Below are 15,747 nucleotides of genomic sequence, written 5' to 3'. Positions count from 1 at the left end.
GGTGGGTGAAGCCATGGCCATGGTCAAAGCGCTTAACCGGATCACGCTATTAGGAATGCCGAACAGTATTCGCATCACGTAACAATCGACCCGTATGGGGCGCAGTCGTTACAAGTTCTGATTTATTCAACAAAGCCCCGAAAACCCGCAGTGCGATGCGCGACGCGATGTGGCGATTATCGCCGACGATCGGTCGGATGCGGGCGGCAGCTATGTGTTTGTGCAGCGCTGGGAACATAATCTCAAGCGGTTACAGCGCGTTAGCGTGGAGCAACAAGAGCAGATGATCGGTCGCACCAAGCAGGACAACGAAGAGATTCCGGAAGAACAGCGCCCGATCACCTCGCACCTGAGCCGGGTTGATCTTAAGGAAGAGGGCAAAGGGCTGAAAAATTTTGCGTCAGAGCATGCCCTATGGCACGGCCAGCGACAAACATGGTCTTTACTTTATTGCCTATTGCGCGCGCTTGCATAATATTGAACAGCAATTACTGAGCATGTTTGGTGATCGTGACGGCAAACGTGACGAGATGCTGCGCTTCACGCGCGCCGCTAGCGGCAGCTATTTCTTCGCTCCTTCGCTGGAAAAACTGCTCGCGTTGTAACATTTTCATGTTGAGTAGGTAGGGGAGACGCGTTGAGTACGCTGGATAACACCATTGGCAATACGCCACTCATCAAGCTGCAAAGGCTGGCGCAGGATATCGGCAGTGAGATCTGGCTTAAGTTGGAAGGCAATAATCCGGCTGGCTCGGTAAAAGATCGTCCGGTCCGTTTTATGGTGGAGCAGGCTGAACAGCGCGGAGAAATAACCTCTGGCGATCGGCTGATTGAAGCCACCAGTGGCAACACGGGTATTGCGCTGGCGATGATTGCCGCGGTGAAAGGGTATCGCTTGCGGCTGTTGATGCCGGAGAACATGAGCAGTGAGCTGCAACTGGCGATGCGCGCTTACGGTGCAGAGCTGGTGCTGGTCAGTCCTGCGTGTGGCATGGAAGGCGCGCGCGATTTGGCGCGCCATATGGCAGAATCCGGAGAGGGCAAGGTGCTCGATCAGTTCAATAATCCGGATAACGCGCTGGCGCATTTTATGACCACAGGGCCGGAGATCTGGCAGCAAACGCAAGGCGCACTCACACATTTTGTCTCTTCAATGGGCACCACCGGCACGCTTTCCGGTGTCAGTCGCTTCCTGAAACAAGCAGCGTACATCCGTCTGTACCATTGGTTTATAACCCGCGTCGGGGAGCCATATTCCTAGAATCCGTCGCTGGGCGCCGGGATACGAGCCGGAGATTTTTCAGCCACAATACGTTGATCGTATAATGGATATTACCCAGCAAGAGGCGGAAACCACGCTGCGATGCTTGGCTCATCAAGAGGGTATTTTCTGCGGCGTCAGTTCCGGCGGTGCGGTGGCGGGAGCACTGCGCGTGGCGCGGGAAACCACCGGTAGCACGATCGTCGCGATTGTCTGCGATCGCGGCGATCGCTATCTGTATACCGGCGTATTTGGTTAATGCTATTCCCGTTCCAGCGCGTGTATTGGTTCCATGTAGGCGGCGCGCCGGGCGGGGAAGAAACCAAAAATCACCCCAATCAGGCTGGCGCACAGGAACGCAGCAACAATAGAGGCTGGTGAGTAGATTAACGAGAAGCTGCTGAAAAAGTGGCTAAATACCGCTCCTGCCAGCAGCGACAGCGAAACCCCCAACACGCCGCCCAGCAAGCACACCAGCACCGCTTCAATCAAAAACTGTTGCATGATATCTCTGGCACGCGCACCAACCGCCATGCGCACGCCGATTTCTCGCGTGCGCTCGGTCACCGACACCAGCATGATGTTCATCACGCCGATACCGCCGACCAGCAGCGAAATAAATGCAATGGCGGAGACCAGCAGCGCCAGCGTGGTGGTGGCCTTCTCGATGGTTTGACGAATGCTGTCGGTGTTGAAAACAAAGAAATCCTTGCTGCCGTGGCGCTGGGTCAAAATCTGGGTAATACCCTATTCTTACACGCTCAAATCCACGTTGTCTTTGACACTGACGGTGATGCTTCTCAGGTAGGACTGCCCGATCATGCGTTTCATCGCCGTGGTGTAGGGGACCCAGACGTTAAGATTTTCATCGCTGCCAAAACCACTGCTGTTTTTTTCCACCACGCCAATAATCCGCACGGGAAGCGATCCTAGCAGGATCACCTCGCCGATAGGGTTCTCCCCGTTGGGAAACAGCTTCTGCAATGTGTTCTGATCGATAACCGCTTCCTGCGACAGATTATCCACGCTGGCGCGTGGGAAAATAATCCCCTGTGTCACACTGTAGCCGTGCACGGTGAAAAACTGTTCTCCTACACCGTTGGCATTTGCAGTGACGGCAATATTGCCATAGCGCAGTGTGACGCTGGTGGCGACAGAGGGTGTCACGCTGTGAACGTAAGGTTGCTGCGCCAAAGGTTCGATATCGGTTGTACGCAGCGTTTGAATGGCGCTCGAACGTTGGTCACCGAAATCCTCGCCAGGATAGATCTCCAACGTACTGGTACCCATTGCACTGATGTCGGCCAGCACTTGCTGTTGCGAGCCTTTGCCTAGCGCAACCACAGAGACCACCGAGGCGATACCGATAATGATACCGAGCATGGTTAAAAAGGTGCGCATGCGCTGAGCGTTCATCGCCAGCAGCGCCATTTTGAAGGCATCGATAAAACGATCGCGCGCTTGCAGCAGCCGTGAAGCGGGCTTGGCACTGGCATTCTCTTGCGGCGCAGTCTCTGCAGGAGCCGTTGTACTGCCTGAATCCGCGATCACTTCGCCATCGCGCAACTCGATGATACGCCCGGCATGGCGCGCGATCTGCATATCGTGGGTCACGATAATGATGGTATGCCCCCTGCGCGTTCAGATCTTTCAAAATGGCCAGTACTTCGTTACCGCTGTGCGTGTCCAGTGCGCCCGTTGGCTCATCAGCGAGGATCACCTGACCGCCGTTCATCAGTGCGCGGGCAATACTGACGCGCTGTTGTTGCCCGCCGGAAAGTTGGCTGGGGCGATAGTTCAAGCGTTCACCCAATCCAAGGCGGTGCAGCAGCGCCGCCGCGCGCTGTTGGCGTGAGGTGCGGTCGCGCCCGGCGTATATGGCGGGGACTTCGACATTGCACTGTGCGGAAAGATCGCCCAGCAGATGATAGCGTTGAAAGATAAACCCGAAATGCTCCCGACGCAGCGCGGCTAGGCTATCACTGTCAAGCGTCGCTACCGCTTGCCCGTTAACCCGATATTCTCCTTCCGAGGCTTTATCCAGACAGCCAAGAATATTCATCAATGTCGACTTGCCGGGGCCGGAAGCCCCAAAAATAGCGACCATCTCACCCGCATGAATCGTCAGGTTTATCGCTTTCAACACGTTGACCGTTTGGTCACCGTTGGTAAAACGGCGTGAAATTCCCGTTAGTGTTAATAAAGGTTGAGTCATACGTTAGCTCCCCTTACATCGGAGGCGGGCCGGGGTGGCGCGCCGTTGATGATGAAGAACCCGGTTGCTGGCTGATGATCACTTGTTCACCCGCGCTGACGCCGGTGAGTAATTGGGTATGCACGTTGTCGTTAATACCAATAGTCACGTCACGGGATTCACGTTGACCTTGCGCATTAACCACTTGCACCACGGTTTTTCCATTAAGCTGCTGTACGGACGTGGCGGGCACCACCAGCGCGTTTTTTACCGCAGCATGCAGAATATACACTTGCGCCGTCATCGAGATACGCAGCGTGCCATCCGGGTTATCAACATCAAACAGGCCGTTGTAATAAATCGCCTTGGATGTTGAAGAGCTGCTGGAACTGCTGGATGAGCTGGTAGTCTCATCGTTGATGGAATCCGGTGCTGGTTCGATAGCGCGCAGTGTGGCTTGATAGCGCTTGTTGGGCTGGCCAAGAATGGTAAACCAGACAGGCATGCCGACGTTCACGTTGACCACATCGGCTTCGGAAATCTGCGCTTTCACCGTCATGGTGTTCAGGTTCGCCACTTTGGCGATGGTGGGGGTAGTTTGCGCAGCGTTGACGGTCTGCCCTGCTTCCACCGGAATGGCGACGATGGTGCCATCCATCGGTGCGGTAATTTGCGTATAGCCCAGATTGACCTTGGCGGTGCTGGTGGCGATCTCCGCCTGCGCGATTTGTGCGTCGAGGGCGGCAATGTCTGCTGTGGTGGCATCCAGCGTGGACTTGGCTCTGTCATAGTCGGCCTGTGCACCCACACTGCGTTGCATTAGCATTTGCTGACGCTGCCAACTAAGCTGATTGTTGCGCAGCGTGGCCTGCTTGGCAGCACGCTGCGCCTGAATGTTTTTCAGCGCGGCATCGCTGTCTTTCAGCGTATTTTGCTGTGTTAAATCGTCAATTTCTGCCAGCAGTTGTCCCTTGCTCACCTTATCGCCCAGTGCAATATGCAACGCTTTGATTTGCCCTGATACCTGGGCACCGACGCTGACCTGTTTGAGCGCTTCAATGGTGCCATCTGCCAAGACAGTCTGCTCAATATCTCGGGTTTCTACGGGCGCGGTAATGTAGTTCACCGGTGGTGGGGCGGCGAAAAAGTGCTTATAGCCAACATAAAGGGCAACGATGGCAACCAGTGCCAGTAGCAACGTACGTAATGACAAAAAACGAGCAGGCATGAGTAGTTGAATATCCTTATCGAGTGTTGACGTTTCAGCAGGGTACTGACGTCTGACGGGGCGATGCTAGCCGCGTAGAACAAAGCCGTTACTTTACCCTGACTCTATGACCCGATCTCGCCTATTTAGTGCTATAGAAGGTAAGAATTCGGTAAAGATAGCTGCGAAAATACGTATTAAACGAGAAAATAACCATCAGAACCGCCAAGGGGAGCAAGGTATGAAGCTGTTGCTGGTTGATGATGATGTGGAGTTGGGAAACCTGCTTTGTGAGTATATCAGCGCTGAGGGATTTGCCGCATCGCGAGTGTTGACAGGGAAAGAGGGCGTGGAAAGTGCGCTGTCAGGAAATTAAACCGCCATGATTCTGGACGTTATGTTGCCGGGGCTCGAGTGCGGCAGGGGGAACTCTGTTACGTGGTGGCGAGGGATCACGGAATCAGCCATTGCCATAATGGGATGCATAATCCGGAGATGGTTGCTGTGGAGGCCTTCTGGGCTGATCGGTTGAAAAACGGGGAGTGCTGCGCACTCGTAGCCCTGTCTCTGGGGATTGCATTGGACGGAGGAGCGGTAAAGGTGCTGGCAGCCCTCGAAATAGCCTCTTCCGGTGCAGAAAAACGCCCGCGCTTACAGTGAGTAGGGTGGGGCAATAAATAAAAACCCCACAGTCAGCGCACTGACCATGGGGCAGGTATGAGGTGCTGTACTCAGAAAAGCGCTACTTTTTGATACGGATAACCGGTGTTTCACCGACAACAACAGTGCCGCTCAACTTGGTCAGCTCTTTGATTTCATCAATGTTGGAGATAACCACCGGCGTCAACGTTGATTTGGCCTTTTCTTCCAACAGCGCCAGATCGAATTCAATGACCAGATCGCCTTTCTTCACGTGTTGGCCTTCTTCCGCGGTGCGTTTGAAGCCTTCACCTTTCAGCTCAACGGTATCGATGCCGAAGTGAACGAACAGTTCAATACCGCTGTCGGATTCGATAGAGAAAGCATGGTTAGTTTCAAAAATCTTGCCGATGGTGCCATCAACCGGCGCCACCATCTTGTTGCCAGTCGGTTTAATGGCAATACCGTCCCCGACAATTTTTTCAGCAAAAACAACGTCAGGAACGTCTTCGATATTGACGATTTCACCAGACAGCGGTGCAATGATTTCAATGCTGCCAGTATCTTTTTTGTCATCAGATACCAGAGATTTCAGTTTATCGAACAAACCCATGATCTTCTCCTAATCATTAATATTGGGTCAGCATAGCAGAATCAGCAGAGCGTTTTTTCTTTGATGAATCTGCTCACTACATCGCTCAGTTCTTGCGCTGTGGGTTGGGAGAGCGCTTGTTCTGCCAACGCTTTGGCATCGTCGTAATTTGCATTACGAATGATCTTCTTGATGCCAGGAATTGAGATTGCACTCATGCTGAATTCATCCAGACCCATACCCAATAATAGCAGTGTAGCACGTTCGTCACCAGCGAGCTCGCCGCACATCCCCGTCCATTTGCCTTCGGCATGAGATGCGTCAATGACCTGCTTGATCAAACGCAATACTGCTGGAGACATCGGGTTATAGAGATGAGAGATAAGCTCATTACCGCGATCAACTGCCAGAGTATACTGGGTTAAGTCATTTGTCCCAATACTAAAAAAGTCCACTTCTTTCGCCAGATGGTTGGCAATGGCGGCCGCAGAAGGTGTTTCAACCATTACGCCTACCTCGACGCTCTCATCGAAGGCTTTCCCTTCTGCTCTCAACTGCGATTTCAGCAGTTCCAGCTCGGCTTTCAGCGCACGCACTTCCTCTACGGAAATGATCATCGGGAACATGATGCGTAGCTTGCCAAACACCGACGCGCGCAAAATGGCACGCAGCTGTGTATGAAGAATTTCTTTACGATCGAGACAGATACGAATTGCTCGCCAGCCCAGGAACGGGTTCTCTTCCTTCGGCAGGTTCATGTAAGGCAGATCCTTATCGCCGCCGATATCCATGGTGCGCACGATAACCGCCTGCGCCCCTACGGCTTCTGCCACGGCTTTGTAGGCTTGGAACTGCTCTTCTTCTGTCGGGAACGCATCGCGATCCATAAACAGGAATTCGGTGCGATAGAGTCCAACACCTTCTGCGCCATTGCGCTCTGCACCGGCAACATCACGTACGGTACCAATGTTGGCGCACACTTCTACCTGATGCCCGTCGAGCGTGATGGCGGGCAAATCCTTCAGTTTTGCCAACGCATCTTTTTCAGCGTAGTACTGTGCTTCCAGCGCTTTCAGTTGTTCGATAACGTCCGGCGTCGGGTTCTGATAAATTTTGTTGTTTACGCCATCCAGAATCAGATAACAGCCGTTTTTCACCTGCTGGGTGGCATCCGTGGTGCCGACAATCGCGGGCAGCTCCAGAGAACGCGCCATAATGGAGGTGTGGGAGGTCCGGCAGCCGAGATCGGTAATAAAGCCTAGCACCTTGTCCAGATTCAACTGCGCGGTTTCTGATGGCGTCAAATCGGTTGCGATCAGGATCGATTCTTCCTGAATATCGCCAAGATCGATAATTGGCATACCGATAATGTTTCTCAGCAGGCGTTTACCTATATCGCGCATGTCCGCTGCGCGCTCTTTCAGGTACTCATCGTCCAGTTCTTCCAACGCTTTCGCCTGATTCTCGATAACTGAGTAGGCTGCTGCATCGGCAGAGTGATGGTCCTTTTTGATCAGGGCTATGATTTCCTGCTCGAACTCTTCATCTTCAAGCAGCATGATATGCCCTTCGAATATGGCCTCTTTCTCAGCGCCCAGGGTTGCACCTGCTTTGGTCTTGATGGCTTCCAACTGTGCAGAAGCCTTGGCCCGGCCACTCAGAAAACGTTCGATTTCTTGTTCAACGTCTCCAGCAGTAATTTTCTTCCGGCTGATGACGATTTCGTCCTCCTTCAATAACAGCGCGTTACCGAAAGCAAAACCGGGTGATACTAATATGCCTGAAATCATAACTCTACCTTCACTCGAAACTGATGTTCACACGAAAAGCCTGCCGATTACTCAAGTTCGGCCATCAGCTTAACCAGATGTTCAACGGCTTTTTGCTCGTCTTCACCTTCTGCGGAAAGGGTAACGACAGTGCCTTGCGTCAGGCCAAGGTTCTGAAGCTTGAACAAACTTTTCGCGCTGGCACTTTTTCCGTTGGAGGTGACGGTAATTTCGCTGGTAAATCCTTTGGCTTCTTTAACAAACTGAGCCGCAGGACGGGTGTGCAGGCCATTCGGAGCGGTGATAGTAACTTCTTGCTGGAACATTCTGTTTTCCCCAACTATGGTTTGGATTCGTGTTGTGGAACTAAAGTTTAGTGTATTTACCGAACGTTAGTCTGTTAGGTCAGCCCCATTTATGTTACGGGGTCGCCTTTGATGCGGCAAGGTAAGGACGAAACGCCTCCCTTGAATATATACGCCAAATAGCACCGTATTCCAGCCCAGTGTCAGATGGCCTTGCTGCCTCTGTGGTAAAAAACGGGGACATTGCCATCAGTAGGAACAGGGTACGATGTTACGGTTATTAATTTCTCGCATCGAAATAATTGTTCGGTCAAATACTAAACCTGGACAAAAAAAGCAATCATTGATGGGTATAAACTTTGAACTTGACCACAAAAAAAAGCACCTATGAAGGTGCTTTTATGCTGTCAATGTAACGAAGGATTACTGCTGCAATTCTTGTTCTGTGAACAGATCGGCAAACAGCGCAGTACTGAGATAACGCTCACCGGAAGAGGGCAGAATCACCACGATAGTTTTGCCTTCAAACGCGGGCTCTTTCAGCAAATTTAGCGCTGCAGCCACAGCAGCACCGGAAGAGATACCAGCCAGAATACCTTCTTCTTCCATCAGGCGACGCGCGGTTGAAATCGCATCCTCGTTAGAAATACGCTCAACGCGATCCACCAGAGCAAGATCGAGGTTACCCGGAATGAATCCTGCGCCGATCCCTTGGATCTTATGCGGGCCAGGCTTGATCTCTTCGCCAGCCAGCGCTTGGGTGATCACCGGTGAATCAACGGGTTCAACCGCGACGGTTGTGATAGCTTTGCCTTTGGTTTTCTTGATAAAACGGCTGACGCCAGTCAACGTACCGCCGGTGCCGACACCGGAGATAAACACGTCGACTTCACCATCGGTGTCTTCCCAGATTTCCGGGCCGGTGGTTTTTTCGTGAATTTCCGGGTTAGCCGGGTTGCCGAACTGTTGCAGTAACAGGAAGCGACTCGGATCGCTGGCAACAATCTCTTCTGCCTTGGCGATGGCCCCTTTCATGCCTTTCGCACCTTCGGTCAGTACCAGTTTAGCGCCCAGCGCTTTCAACAGTTTGCGCCGCTCAATGCTCATTGTTTCTGGCATGGTCAGGGTTAATTTGTACCCGCGGGCAGCAGCGACATAGGCCAGAGCAATCCCAGTGTTACCGCTCGTCGGTTCCACCAGTTCAACGCCGGGTTTTAATACGCCGCGTTTTTCTGCATCCCAAATCAGGTTCGCACCGATACGGCATTTGACGCTGAAGCTAGGATTGCGCGATTCTACTTTTGCCAGAATACGTCCATTACCGACGCGGTTCAGGCGAACCAGCGGCGAGTGGCCGATGGTGTAGGAGTTATCTTCATAAATTTTGCTCATGGCCAGTCCTTATAACTGTATAACTGTATAACTGTATGAAATTTTTACCAACAGGATAGAGCATACTCACTCCGTCCTTTCAGGGAAGGAAAGAATTGCTATATCGTTATGTTCTTAAGAAATATCTTTTCATTACAGTCGGAAAAACTATCGCGTTCCCGCTGAGACCGAGAGATGACTATATCGATCCACCCACAATGCTGTTGCGCCACATACTGCGACCGGCATCACCACCAAATTCAGGAACGGCACCAGCGTAAACACACTGACCAACGCGCCGAACTGCAAGTTGTTGAGTTTATGACGCCGCAACGCTTCGCGCATGGTGGGAAAGCTGATTTTGTGATTGTCGAAGGGATAATCGCAATATTGAATGGCTAGCATCCAGGCGCTAAACCCGAACCACAGCAGCGGTGCCACGGTTTGTCCGATACCGGGAATAAGATACAACAACAACAGTACGATGGCGCGCGGCAGGTAATAGGCGAGTTTCTGCACTTCGCGCTTCATGATCCGCGGGATATCTTTGACCATGCCCATAACGCCGCTGTCCGGCAGGGCCTTTCCGGTCAGCCGCGCTTCAAGCTGTTCGGCCAGCAGGTCGTTAAACGGTGCCGCGATAAAATTGGCAATGGTGCTGAAAAAATGGACGAATACCAACAGGATAGAGATGACAGCGAGCGGCCATAGCAGGTAGCTTAACCATTGTAACCACTCTGGCACATGGCCCGTCAGTTGGGCAATCCAGTCACCCATGCGGGAAAACAGCCACCAAAAGGCACCGCCCATCAACAGCACATTGAGCAGCAGGGGAACGATGACAAAACGCCGTATGCCCGGCAGCGACATCAGTTGCCAACCTTGTGCGAAATAGTAAATGCCTGAACGCGGTGGCGTAGCGGGGGACGGGGTTACCATGACATCCTGTTCCTCATTGTGGGGTGATCCGGATCGTTTGTGTGATCTGCATAATATCGGGATGATTTTCTGCTGACCAGTGACCCTTTGGACGAAAAAAAGCAAAAAAGTGCGCCCGGTATATCTTTATTCCTATAAAATACTGTGCAGGCTTGCACTTGTGTACGCAGGCAAATAGAGTTAGGGGTATGAAAAAGTTGCCGCGGTGGCAATAAATTGAATTAACTGGGATAGCAATGATGCAGGACTTGCGTCTGATATTAATCGTTGTGGGCGCGATCGCTATAATTGCGCTACTGCTTCACGGCTTGTGGACGAGCCGTAAAGAGCGCTCGTCCCTTTTTCGTGACCGTCCGGTGAAGCGCCTTAAGCAAAAGCAGAAGCGAGAAGAGACTGCGCCGCTTGAGGAGCTTGATGAAGGGGTCGGCGAAGTCAGAGTCATGCGGACTCGTACGCAGGAAGAACCTGCATTGGGTTCGTTCAGTGAGCCTGCGCCGCCGCCTGCATCCTCATCGCCTTTCGCTTCTGCTGCCGAACACGTTCGTACCGATTACGATCCGCTGTTAGGCGCGACCACCGCGCCGCAATCTGCGCCTGAGGTGCATGTCGATCGCGTTGCGCAGGAGACTCGCACCGCACATGCTGCAAACGTTGCGCCTGTACATCCAACGCCTGTTGAACGTGCACCGCACCTTGAAGAGCAGGCCGCGGAGCAACACCTGTCTGAGCAGGATGCTGACCAGCCACAAGTGCAAAGCGCAAGCAGCGCAGCGCAAGAAACCGTGCTGGTCCTGCACGTTGCCGCTCATCAGGGCAGTATCATTGTCGGTGAAGTGCTGTTGCAGAGCGTATTGCAGGCCGGCTTCCAGTTCGGTGAAATGAATATTTTCCATCGTCATGTTAATCCTGCGGGTGCAGGACCGGTGCTGTTTAGCCTAGCCAACATGGTGAAACCCGGTTCTTTCAGTATCGACGACATGGCCGATTTCTCCACGCCGGGCGTCTCCATTTTCATGATGGTGCCCTCCTACGGTGATGCAAGCCAGAATTTCAAACTGATGCTGCAATCTGCACAGCGCATTGCTGACGACGTAGGCGGAGTAGTACTGGATGATGAACGTCGTTTAATGACGCCGCAGAAAGTCGAGGCTTACAAAGGCCGTATTCGCGATGTACTGCGGGCTAATGGGTAGACGTGATTTTGTAACCGCAAAGCCTCCTACATGGAGGCTTTGTTTTTTAGGGGATAGGGTGGACTGACGTGGCGAGTAGCAATGGGTTAAGGTAGGATCTGGGCGTAGTTCAGGGAGTGGTGCTGCTTTCCACTTCGCTACTGGGAACTGGCGTGTTTGCGGTGCCAGCTATTGTGGCGCAACTGTCGGGTAATGACAGCCTGTGGGCTTGGCCGCTGCTGATTGTGTTGGTGTTTCCGATTGCCATTGGCTTTGCCGCGTTGGGACAGCATTTTCCCAATGCCGGTGGGGCAGCCCGCTTTGTCAATCTGGCGTTTGGCCCGCGCCTGGCACGCGTGACCCGCTGGCTGTTTCTTTCCGTGATCCCCTTGGGCTTGCCTGCTGCGTTGCAAATTGCCGCTGAGTTTTGGGCGCCGTTTATTGGACATAGCAGGGTAGGCATATTGGTCGTGCAAATGTTGACGCTGATCGCCATTTGGCTGCTCGAGTCACGCAGTGCGGGTTCCAGTGCGTCCATTCAAACGGGCATTGCCGTACTGGTGGTGCTGCTGGTCGCTGCCATTTTTGTGGGGGGGGAGATCGATCCCACGCATATCGCTTGGCCTGCGCTGAGTACCCTCTCTTGGCCGAACACTTTTTATTCACTTGCCGTGATGTTTTGGTGTTTTGTTGGGCTGGAAGCGTTTGCTCACCTCTCTACCGAGTTTCGTAACCCAGAGCGTGATTTTCCTCGGGCCTTGATGATCGACATGCTGATTGCCGGCATCGTCTATTGGTGCTGTACCGTCGCGATTTTGCAGTTGAACGTCTATGGTAGTGATGTCGCTCCGACCTCACTGCTGTTGAGTATCGTCGCAGATTTGTTTGGTAGCGAATGGGTCTATTGGGGAGCCTGCCTGATTGGCTATCTGGCGTGCTTTGCCACTGTGAACATTTATACGCAGGGCTTTGCGCGACTGGTGTGGTCACAGGCAGAACCGGGGAGTCGCTTGGTGCGGCTTTCACGTGCCCAAGTTCCCCTTAGCGCACTGTCGGCGGTGGTGCTTTGTAGCATGGCTTGTTGCCTGCTGATTTACTGGCTGTCACTGCCATTATCGACGTTGATCGTTTACGCCAACGGTATTTTTGTTCTGGTTTATCTGCTGTGCATGCTGGCAGGGTGTCTGCTGTTGAAAGGTCGGGCCCGCCTGATGGCTGTTATCGGCAGTGTGTTGTGCTGCGCACTGTTGGTAATGGTTGGGGCTAACTCGCTCTATGCACTGATTATGCTGGCAGTGCTGTGGTGGGGGTTACCGCATAAATCACAGCAACTGGCAGCAGAATAATCGCCGCTGCACCGGCCATCGGGTGGCCGGTGCCCGCGATGATGTTGTACCGCCTACGAGGGCTGCTGTTCAGAAGTAGCGGTTTTTTCTGCGTCCAACTTGGCTTCCAACTCGCTCAAACGCTGTTCCAGCCGCGCCAGTTTTTCACGAGTGCGCAGCAGGACCTGCGTTTGCACATCGAACTCTTCGTGGTTTACCAGATCCAACTTGGTAAACTGTGCTTGCAGTACCTGGCGAATATTTTTCTCGGCGTCTTCGCCCAGTTCGCGTATGCCTTTCGGCATGGATTCATGCACCTGACGTGCAATTTGCTCAATCTTTTTCGGGTCAATCATGCCGTTTTCCTGCTCGGTTTCTGGTATCTGTACTGTCAGTGTAATGCGTGAATGAAAAGGGATAAACCAAAACTCGCCTTGTAATGCTTTGTGTCGGATTTTTAAAGAAAATTTTTACCAATAGGCCAGCAGATGTCACATTTTATCCATTGCGCTAATTGCCCCGCTCAGGCAATAGCGTTATAGTTACCACGCTTACTTCTCAGGGCGGGGTGTAATTCCCCACCGGCGGTAAACCAGACAGTGCAGGGTGCTAAAACATCGTGCTTTCGTATGGAAGCCCGCGAGCGCTCGCCGTAACGTTATCAATAAGTTATTATCGATTTACGTGGTGAGGTCAGCAGATCCGGTGAAATTCCGGGGCCGACGGTTATAGTCCGGATAGGAGAGAGTAACGGTATCCTGTTGGGCATATGCCCACTCGCGTTATTTTGTTAGTCATTGCCCGGTGCGCATTGAACCGCATCTGTTGTAATGGTTACTCCTCAAGCTCGCCCTGGTTCTGGTAATCCATAATAAACATGAGGTTTTTTACCATGAATCAGACATTACTTTCTGAATTTGGCACGCCATCTGAACGCGTTGAACGTGCGCTTTCAGCGCTGCGTCAAGGCGTTGGTGTTACGGTGTTGGACGACGAAGACCGTGAAAACGAAGGCGACATGGTATTTGCCGCCGAGAACATGACCGTTGAGCAAATGGCGATGACCATTCGCTACGGTAGCGGCATCGTCTGCCTGTGCCTGACTGAAGAGCGCCGCCGTCAATTGGAACTGCCCATGATGGTGGAGCACAATACCAGCCACTATCAAACCGGCTTTACCGTCACCATCGAAGCTGCTGAAGGTGTGACAACCGGTGTGTCTGCTGCTGACCGTATGACAACCGTTCGCGCCGCCATTGCTGATGACGCGCGTGCAAGCGATTTGAATCGTCCTGGGCACGTCTTCCCGTTGCGCGGTCAACCGGGCGGCGTACTGACTCGCTGTGGTCATACCGAAGCATCTATCGATCTGGCAACGCTGGCCGGTTTAAAACCGGCTGCTGTGCTGTGTGAGCTGACCAATGATGACGGTTCCATGGCGCGTACGCCGGAAGTGATCGCGTTTGCTAAACAGCACGGCATGCCGGTACTGACCATCGAAGATTTGGTCGCCTACCGTCAGGCAGCAGAACGTAAAGCGAGCTGATCGTTCTTTTCTCGGGCCGGTGATACCGGCCCGAGAAAACGCAGCCAGTGCATGTTACGCGTTCTGCGGCGTTTTTCTTGCCAGTAAGGTGGCGAAGCGCAGTTTGATGCGGTTGCCATTCTCGTCGGTTTTATGCAATTCACCCACCTCTTCGTTGTATTTCAGGATCTCCCATCCTGCGTAATACTCGCGCAATTCATCGTGCTGGAAGGTGAAGGAGAAAGGCAGTGGGCAGGGGAAATCCTCGGTGGACATGGCCGCCACGATCAGGTTATAGCAACCCTCTGCGGTACACTCCTGCATGTTATGCACGATGAAAGGGATGCGCTCGCGTTCCAGAAACATCAACACCACGGTGGAGATGATAAGGTCAAACTGTTGGTCTAACGCAGCTTTGTTGATGTCGTACAGGCTGGCGCGAATGCCGGAGAGGTTTTCGCTGCTGATGATATCTTTCAGTGACGAGATGCTGTTGAGGTTTTTGTCATACGCGGTAACGTCAAATCCGCGCAGGTTCATGTAAAGGGCATTTCTGCCGCCACCGCAGCCAAGATCGAGTGCTTTGCCAGCCGGTATTTGCGCCAGTGCGGCCACTACTTCGGAATGGGTTGCCGTCAGGCCGTATTTTTTAGCGTAATAATCCTCGGCGGTGCAGTAAAACGCTAACTGGCACTCCAAATCCGCTGAGGCACTGACGATCCGGTGCCAAGCTTGCGGTTCAACAAACGGTGGCTGATTCTGTTCGGTAAACTGATAAGTCTCAATCACCGAGCCATCTTCATGCAGCATGGCGAACATCAGCTCTCCTTTCAGGACGGTCAACTTCGCCAAAGTGCCCACTTGCGTGTTGTGTTTTTCTTGAAACGCGGCGGGCAGCGTCTGTGCATTCCACTGCGGCAGGGTTTTATAACAGATCAGATTTTGCATCATACACCTCGGAGAGCTTATACATTCTTATCGCGTTGGTAGTTTATAAAGCTCAGCAAAGAATATCTATGGAAATGTATTTAAAATGCATCTTTGTGGAGAGGCATACTGTGTGGGGGTGATGTTCCGCATCGAATAACGCTGAAGAAGAAGATGGCGCAAGGATGAGCCGCATGGATGCGGCGAAAGCTTTTTCTGAAGGCACCGCGAAGCGGCGTTATTCCGCAAAAAGCGCGGGGTCACGGGGTGTGTGCGACTGCACACCCCGTGTCGGGCGCGTGCCACGCGGTTAGCTGTATTAGTCGCGACTAGATCTGACACTGGACCTTGAAAGGTTGAGAGTTACCGGTTTTGATATAGGTGTCTGATCCTTAAACAAAACGCGAGGTAACTCTCATGCTTCATACTAACAATCCCATTATCAAACACAAAGCCGGCCTGCTCAATCTCGCCGAAGAACTCGGTAACGTATCAAAAGCCTGCAAGATCATGGGCGTGTC

The 15,747-nt window shown here is 52.7% G+C and carries 13 protein-coding genes, 5 pseudogenes and 1 riboswitch; of the genes and pseudogenes, 9 read left to right on the top strand and 9 right to left on the bottom strand.

What is annotated here, in order from left to right:
- The 3 pseudogenes from QZ506_RS20545 to cysM all read left to right on the top strand — a co-directional run.
- Positions 1 to 82, top strand: a pseudogene (locus tag QZ506_RS20545) (lipoprotein); the annotation flags it as partial.
- A 57-nt stretch (positions 83 to 139) separates the two neighbouring features.
- Positions 140 to 605, top strand: a pseudogene (locus tag QZ506_RS20540) (Dyp-type peroxidase); the annotation flags it as partial.
- A 32-nt stretch (positions 606 to 637) separates the two neighbouring features.
- Positions 638 to 1,520: pseudogene (gene cysM / locus QZ506_RS20535) on the top strand (cysteine synthase CysM).
- A 2-nt stretch (positions 1,521 to 1,522) separates the two neighbouring features.
- On the opposite strand, the pseudogene QZ506_RS20530 reads toward cysM, so the two are convergent.
- A pseudogene (locus tag QZ506_RS20530) lies at positions 1,523 to 3,476 on the bottom strand (MacB family efflux pump subunit).
- Between the two features lie 13 nt (positions 3,477 to 3,489).
- Complete coding sequence (locus QZ506_RS20525; RefSeq protein WP_291973555.1) at positions 3,490 to 4,683, bottom strand: efflux RND transporter periplasmic adaptor subunit; 1,194 nt, start codon at positions 4,681 to 4,683, stop codon at positions 3,490 to 3,492.
- Positions 4,684 to 4,903: 220 nt separating this feature from the next.
- Between QZ506_RS20525 and QZ506_RS20520 the strand changes: the two are divergent.
- Both QZ506_RS20520 and QZ506_RS20515 read left to right on the top strand, forming a co-directional pair.
- A pseudogene (locus tag QZ506_RS20520) lies at positions 4,904 to 5,035 on the top strand (DNA-binding response regulator); the annotation flags it as partial.
- 107 nt (positions 5,036 to 5,142) lie between these two features.
- A complete protein-coding gene (locus tag QZ506_RS20515; protein ID WP_291973554.1) occupies positions 5,143 to 5,322 on the top strand; it encodes a hypothetical protein in 180 nt (59 codons plus the stop codon).
- Between the two features lie 82 nt (positions 5,323 to 5,404).
- Here the strand turns inward: QZ506_RS20515 and crr are convergent, their stop codons facing one another.
- From crr to cysZ, 5 genes are all read right to left on the bottom strand, one after another.
- Complete coding sequence (crr, locus tag QZ506_RS20510) at positions 5,405 to 5,914, bottom strand: PTS glucose transporter subunit IIA (RefSeq protein WP_291973552.1); 510 nt, start codon at positions 5,912 to 5,914, stop codon at positions 5,405 to 5,407.
- Between the two features lie 41 nt (positions 5,915 to 5,955).
- Positions 5,956 to 7,683, bottom strand: coding sequence for a phosphoenolpyruvate-protein phosphotransferase PtsI (ptsI, locus tag QZ506_RS20505; RefSeq protein WP_291973551.1), 1,728 nt, complete (start codon positions 7,681 to 7,683; stop codon positions 5,956 to 5,958).
- A 47-nt stretch (positions 7,684 to 7,730) separates the two neighbouring features.
- Positions 7,731 to 7,988, bottom strand: coding sequence for a phosphocarrier protein Hpr (gene ptsH / locus QZ506_RS20500; protein ID WP_291973549.1), 258 nt, complete (start codon positions 7,986 to 7,988; stop codon positions 7,731 to 7,733).
- Positions 7,989 to 8,390: 402 nt separating this feature from the next.
- Positions 8,391 to 9,359, bottom strand: a complete 969-nt coding sequence (gene cysK / locus QZ506_RS20495; protein ID WP_291973547.1) for a cysteine synthase A — start codon at positions 9,357 to 9,359, stop codon at positions 8,391 to 8,393.
- Positions 9,360 to 9,506: 147 nt separating this feature from the next.
- The gene (cysZ, locus tag QZ506_RS20490) at positions 9,507 to 10,277 is read right to left on the bottom strand and encodes a sulfate transporter CysZ (RefSeq protein ID WP_291973545.1); all 771 of its coding nucleotides are present in this window, start codon (positions 10,275 to 10,277) and stop codon (positions 9,507 to 9,509) included.
- A gap of 236 nt (positions 10,278 to 10,513) precedes the next feature.
- On the opposite strand from cysZ, the gene zipA reads away from it, so the two are divergent.
- Both zipA and yjeH read left to right on the top strand, forming a co-directional pair.
- Positions 10,514 to 11,470, top strand: coding sequence for a cell division protein ZipA (gene zipA / locus QZ506_RS20485; protein ID WP_291973543.1), 957 nt, complete (start codon positions 10,514 to 10,516; stop codon positions 11,468 to 11,470).
- Between the two features lie 98 nt (positions 11,471 to 11,568).
- Entirely contained in the window at positions 11,569 to 12,795 is a 1,227-nt protein-coding gene (gene yjeH / locus QZ506_RS20480; protein ID WP_291973560.1) for an L-methionine/branched-chain amino acid transporter, read from the top strand.
- Between the two features lie 53 nt (positions 12,796 to 12,848).
- Here yjeH and QZ506_RS20475 read toward each other — a convergent pair whose 3' ends face one another.
- The gene (locus tag QZ506_RS20475) at positions 12,849 to 13,130 is read right to left on the bottom strand and encodes an accessory factor UbiK family protein (protein WP_291973540.1); all 282 of its coding nucleotides are present in this window, start codon (positions 13,128 to 13,130) and stop codon (positions 12,849 to 12,851) included.
- A gap of 193 nt (positions 13,131 to 13,323) precedes the next feature.
- Positions 13,324 to 13,527, top strand: a riboswitch (FMN riboswitch).
- 139 nt (positions 13,528 to 13,666) lie between these two features.
- Between QZ506_RS20475 and ribB the strand changes: the two genes are divergently transcribed.
- Positions 13,667 to 14,320: a 3,4-dihydroxy-2-butanone-4-phosphate synthase gene (gene ribB / locus QZ506_RS20470; protein WP_291973538.1), complete on the top strand. Its 654-nt coding sequence runs from the start codon at positions 13,667 to 13,669 to the stop codon at positions 14,318 to 14,320.
- Positions 14,321 to 14,374: 54 nt separating this feature from the next.
- Here the strand turns inward: ribB and tehB are convergent, their stop codons facing one another.
- The gene (gene tehB / locus QZ506_RS20465; protein WP_291973536.1) at positions 14,375 to 15,247 is read right to left on the bottom strand and encodes an SAM-dependent methyltransferase TehB; all 873 of its coding nucleotides are present in this window, start codon (positions 15,245 to 15,247) and stop codon (positions 14,375 to 14,377) included.
- A gap of 396 nt (positions 15,248 to 15,643) precedes the next feature.
- Here tehB and QZ506_RS20460 point away from each other — a divergent pair.
- On the top strand, positions 15,644 to 15,747 hold a 104-nt coding region (locus QZ506_RS20460; RefSeq protein ID WP_291973558.1), incomplete at its 3' end, for a helix-turn-helix domain-containing protein.

The organism is Candidatus Symbiopectobacterium sp. (genome assembly GCF_020054415.1).
GTDB lineage: Bacteria > Pseudomonadota > Gammaproteobacteria > Enterobacterales > Enterobacteriaceae > Symbiopectobacterium.
Note: the sequence above shows the minus strand (reverse complement) of the source record. Positions and strands in the feature narration are given on the sequence as shown.

Coding starts and splice junctions, on each gene's coding strand:
- QZ506_RS20525 (WP_291973555.1), bottom strand. CDS start 4,683: ATGCCTGCTCGTTTTTTGTCATTACGTACGTTGCTACTGGCACTGGTT.
- QZ506_RS20515 (WP_291973554.1), top strand. CDS start 5,143: ATGCATAATCCGGAGATGGTTGCTGTGGAGGCCTTCTGGGCTGATCGG.
- crr (WP_291973552.1), bottom strand. CDS start 5,914: ATGGGTTTGTTCGATAAACTGAAATCTCTGGTATCTGATGACAAAAAA.
- ptsI (WP_291973551.1), bottom strand. CDS start 7,683: ATGATTTCAGGCATATTAGTATCACCCGGTTTTGCTTTCGGTAACGCG.
- ptsH (WP_291973549.1), bottom strand. CDS start 7,988: ATGTTCCAGCAAGAAGTTACTATCACCGCTCCGAATGGCCTGCACACC.
- cysK (WP_291973547.1), bottom strand. CDS start 9,359: ATGAGCAAAATTTATGAAGATAACTCCTACACCATCGGCCACTCGCCG.
- cysZ (WP_291973545.1), bottom strand. CDS start 10,277: ATGGTAACCCCGTCCCCCGCTACGCCACCGCGTTCAGGCATTTACTAT.
- zipA (WP_291973543.1), top strand. CDS start 10,514: ATGATGCAGGACTTGCGTCTGATATTAATCGTTGTGGGCGCGATCGCT.
- QZ506_RS20475 (WP_291973540.1), bottom strand. CDS start 13,130: ATGATTGACCCGAAAAAGATTGAGCAAATTGCACGTCAGGTGCATGAA.
- ribB (WP_291973538.1), top strand. CDS start 13,667: ATGAATCAGACATTACTTTCTGAATTTGGCACGCCATCTGAACGCGTT.
- tehB (WP_291973536.1), bottom strand. CDS start 15,247: ATGCAAAATCTGATCTGTTATAAAACCCTGCCGCAGTGGAATGCACAG.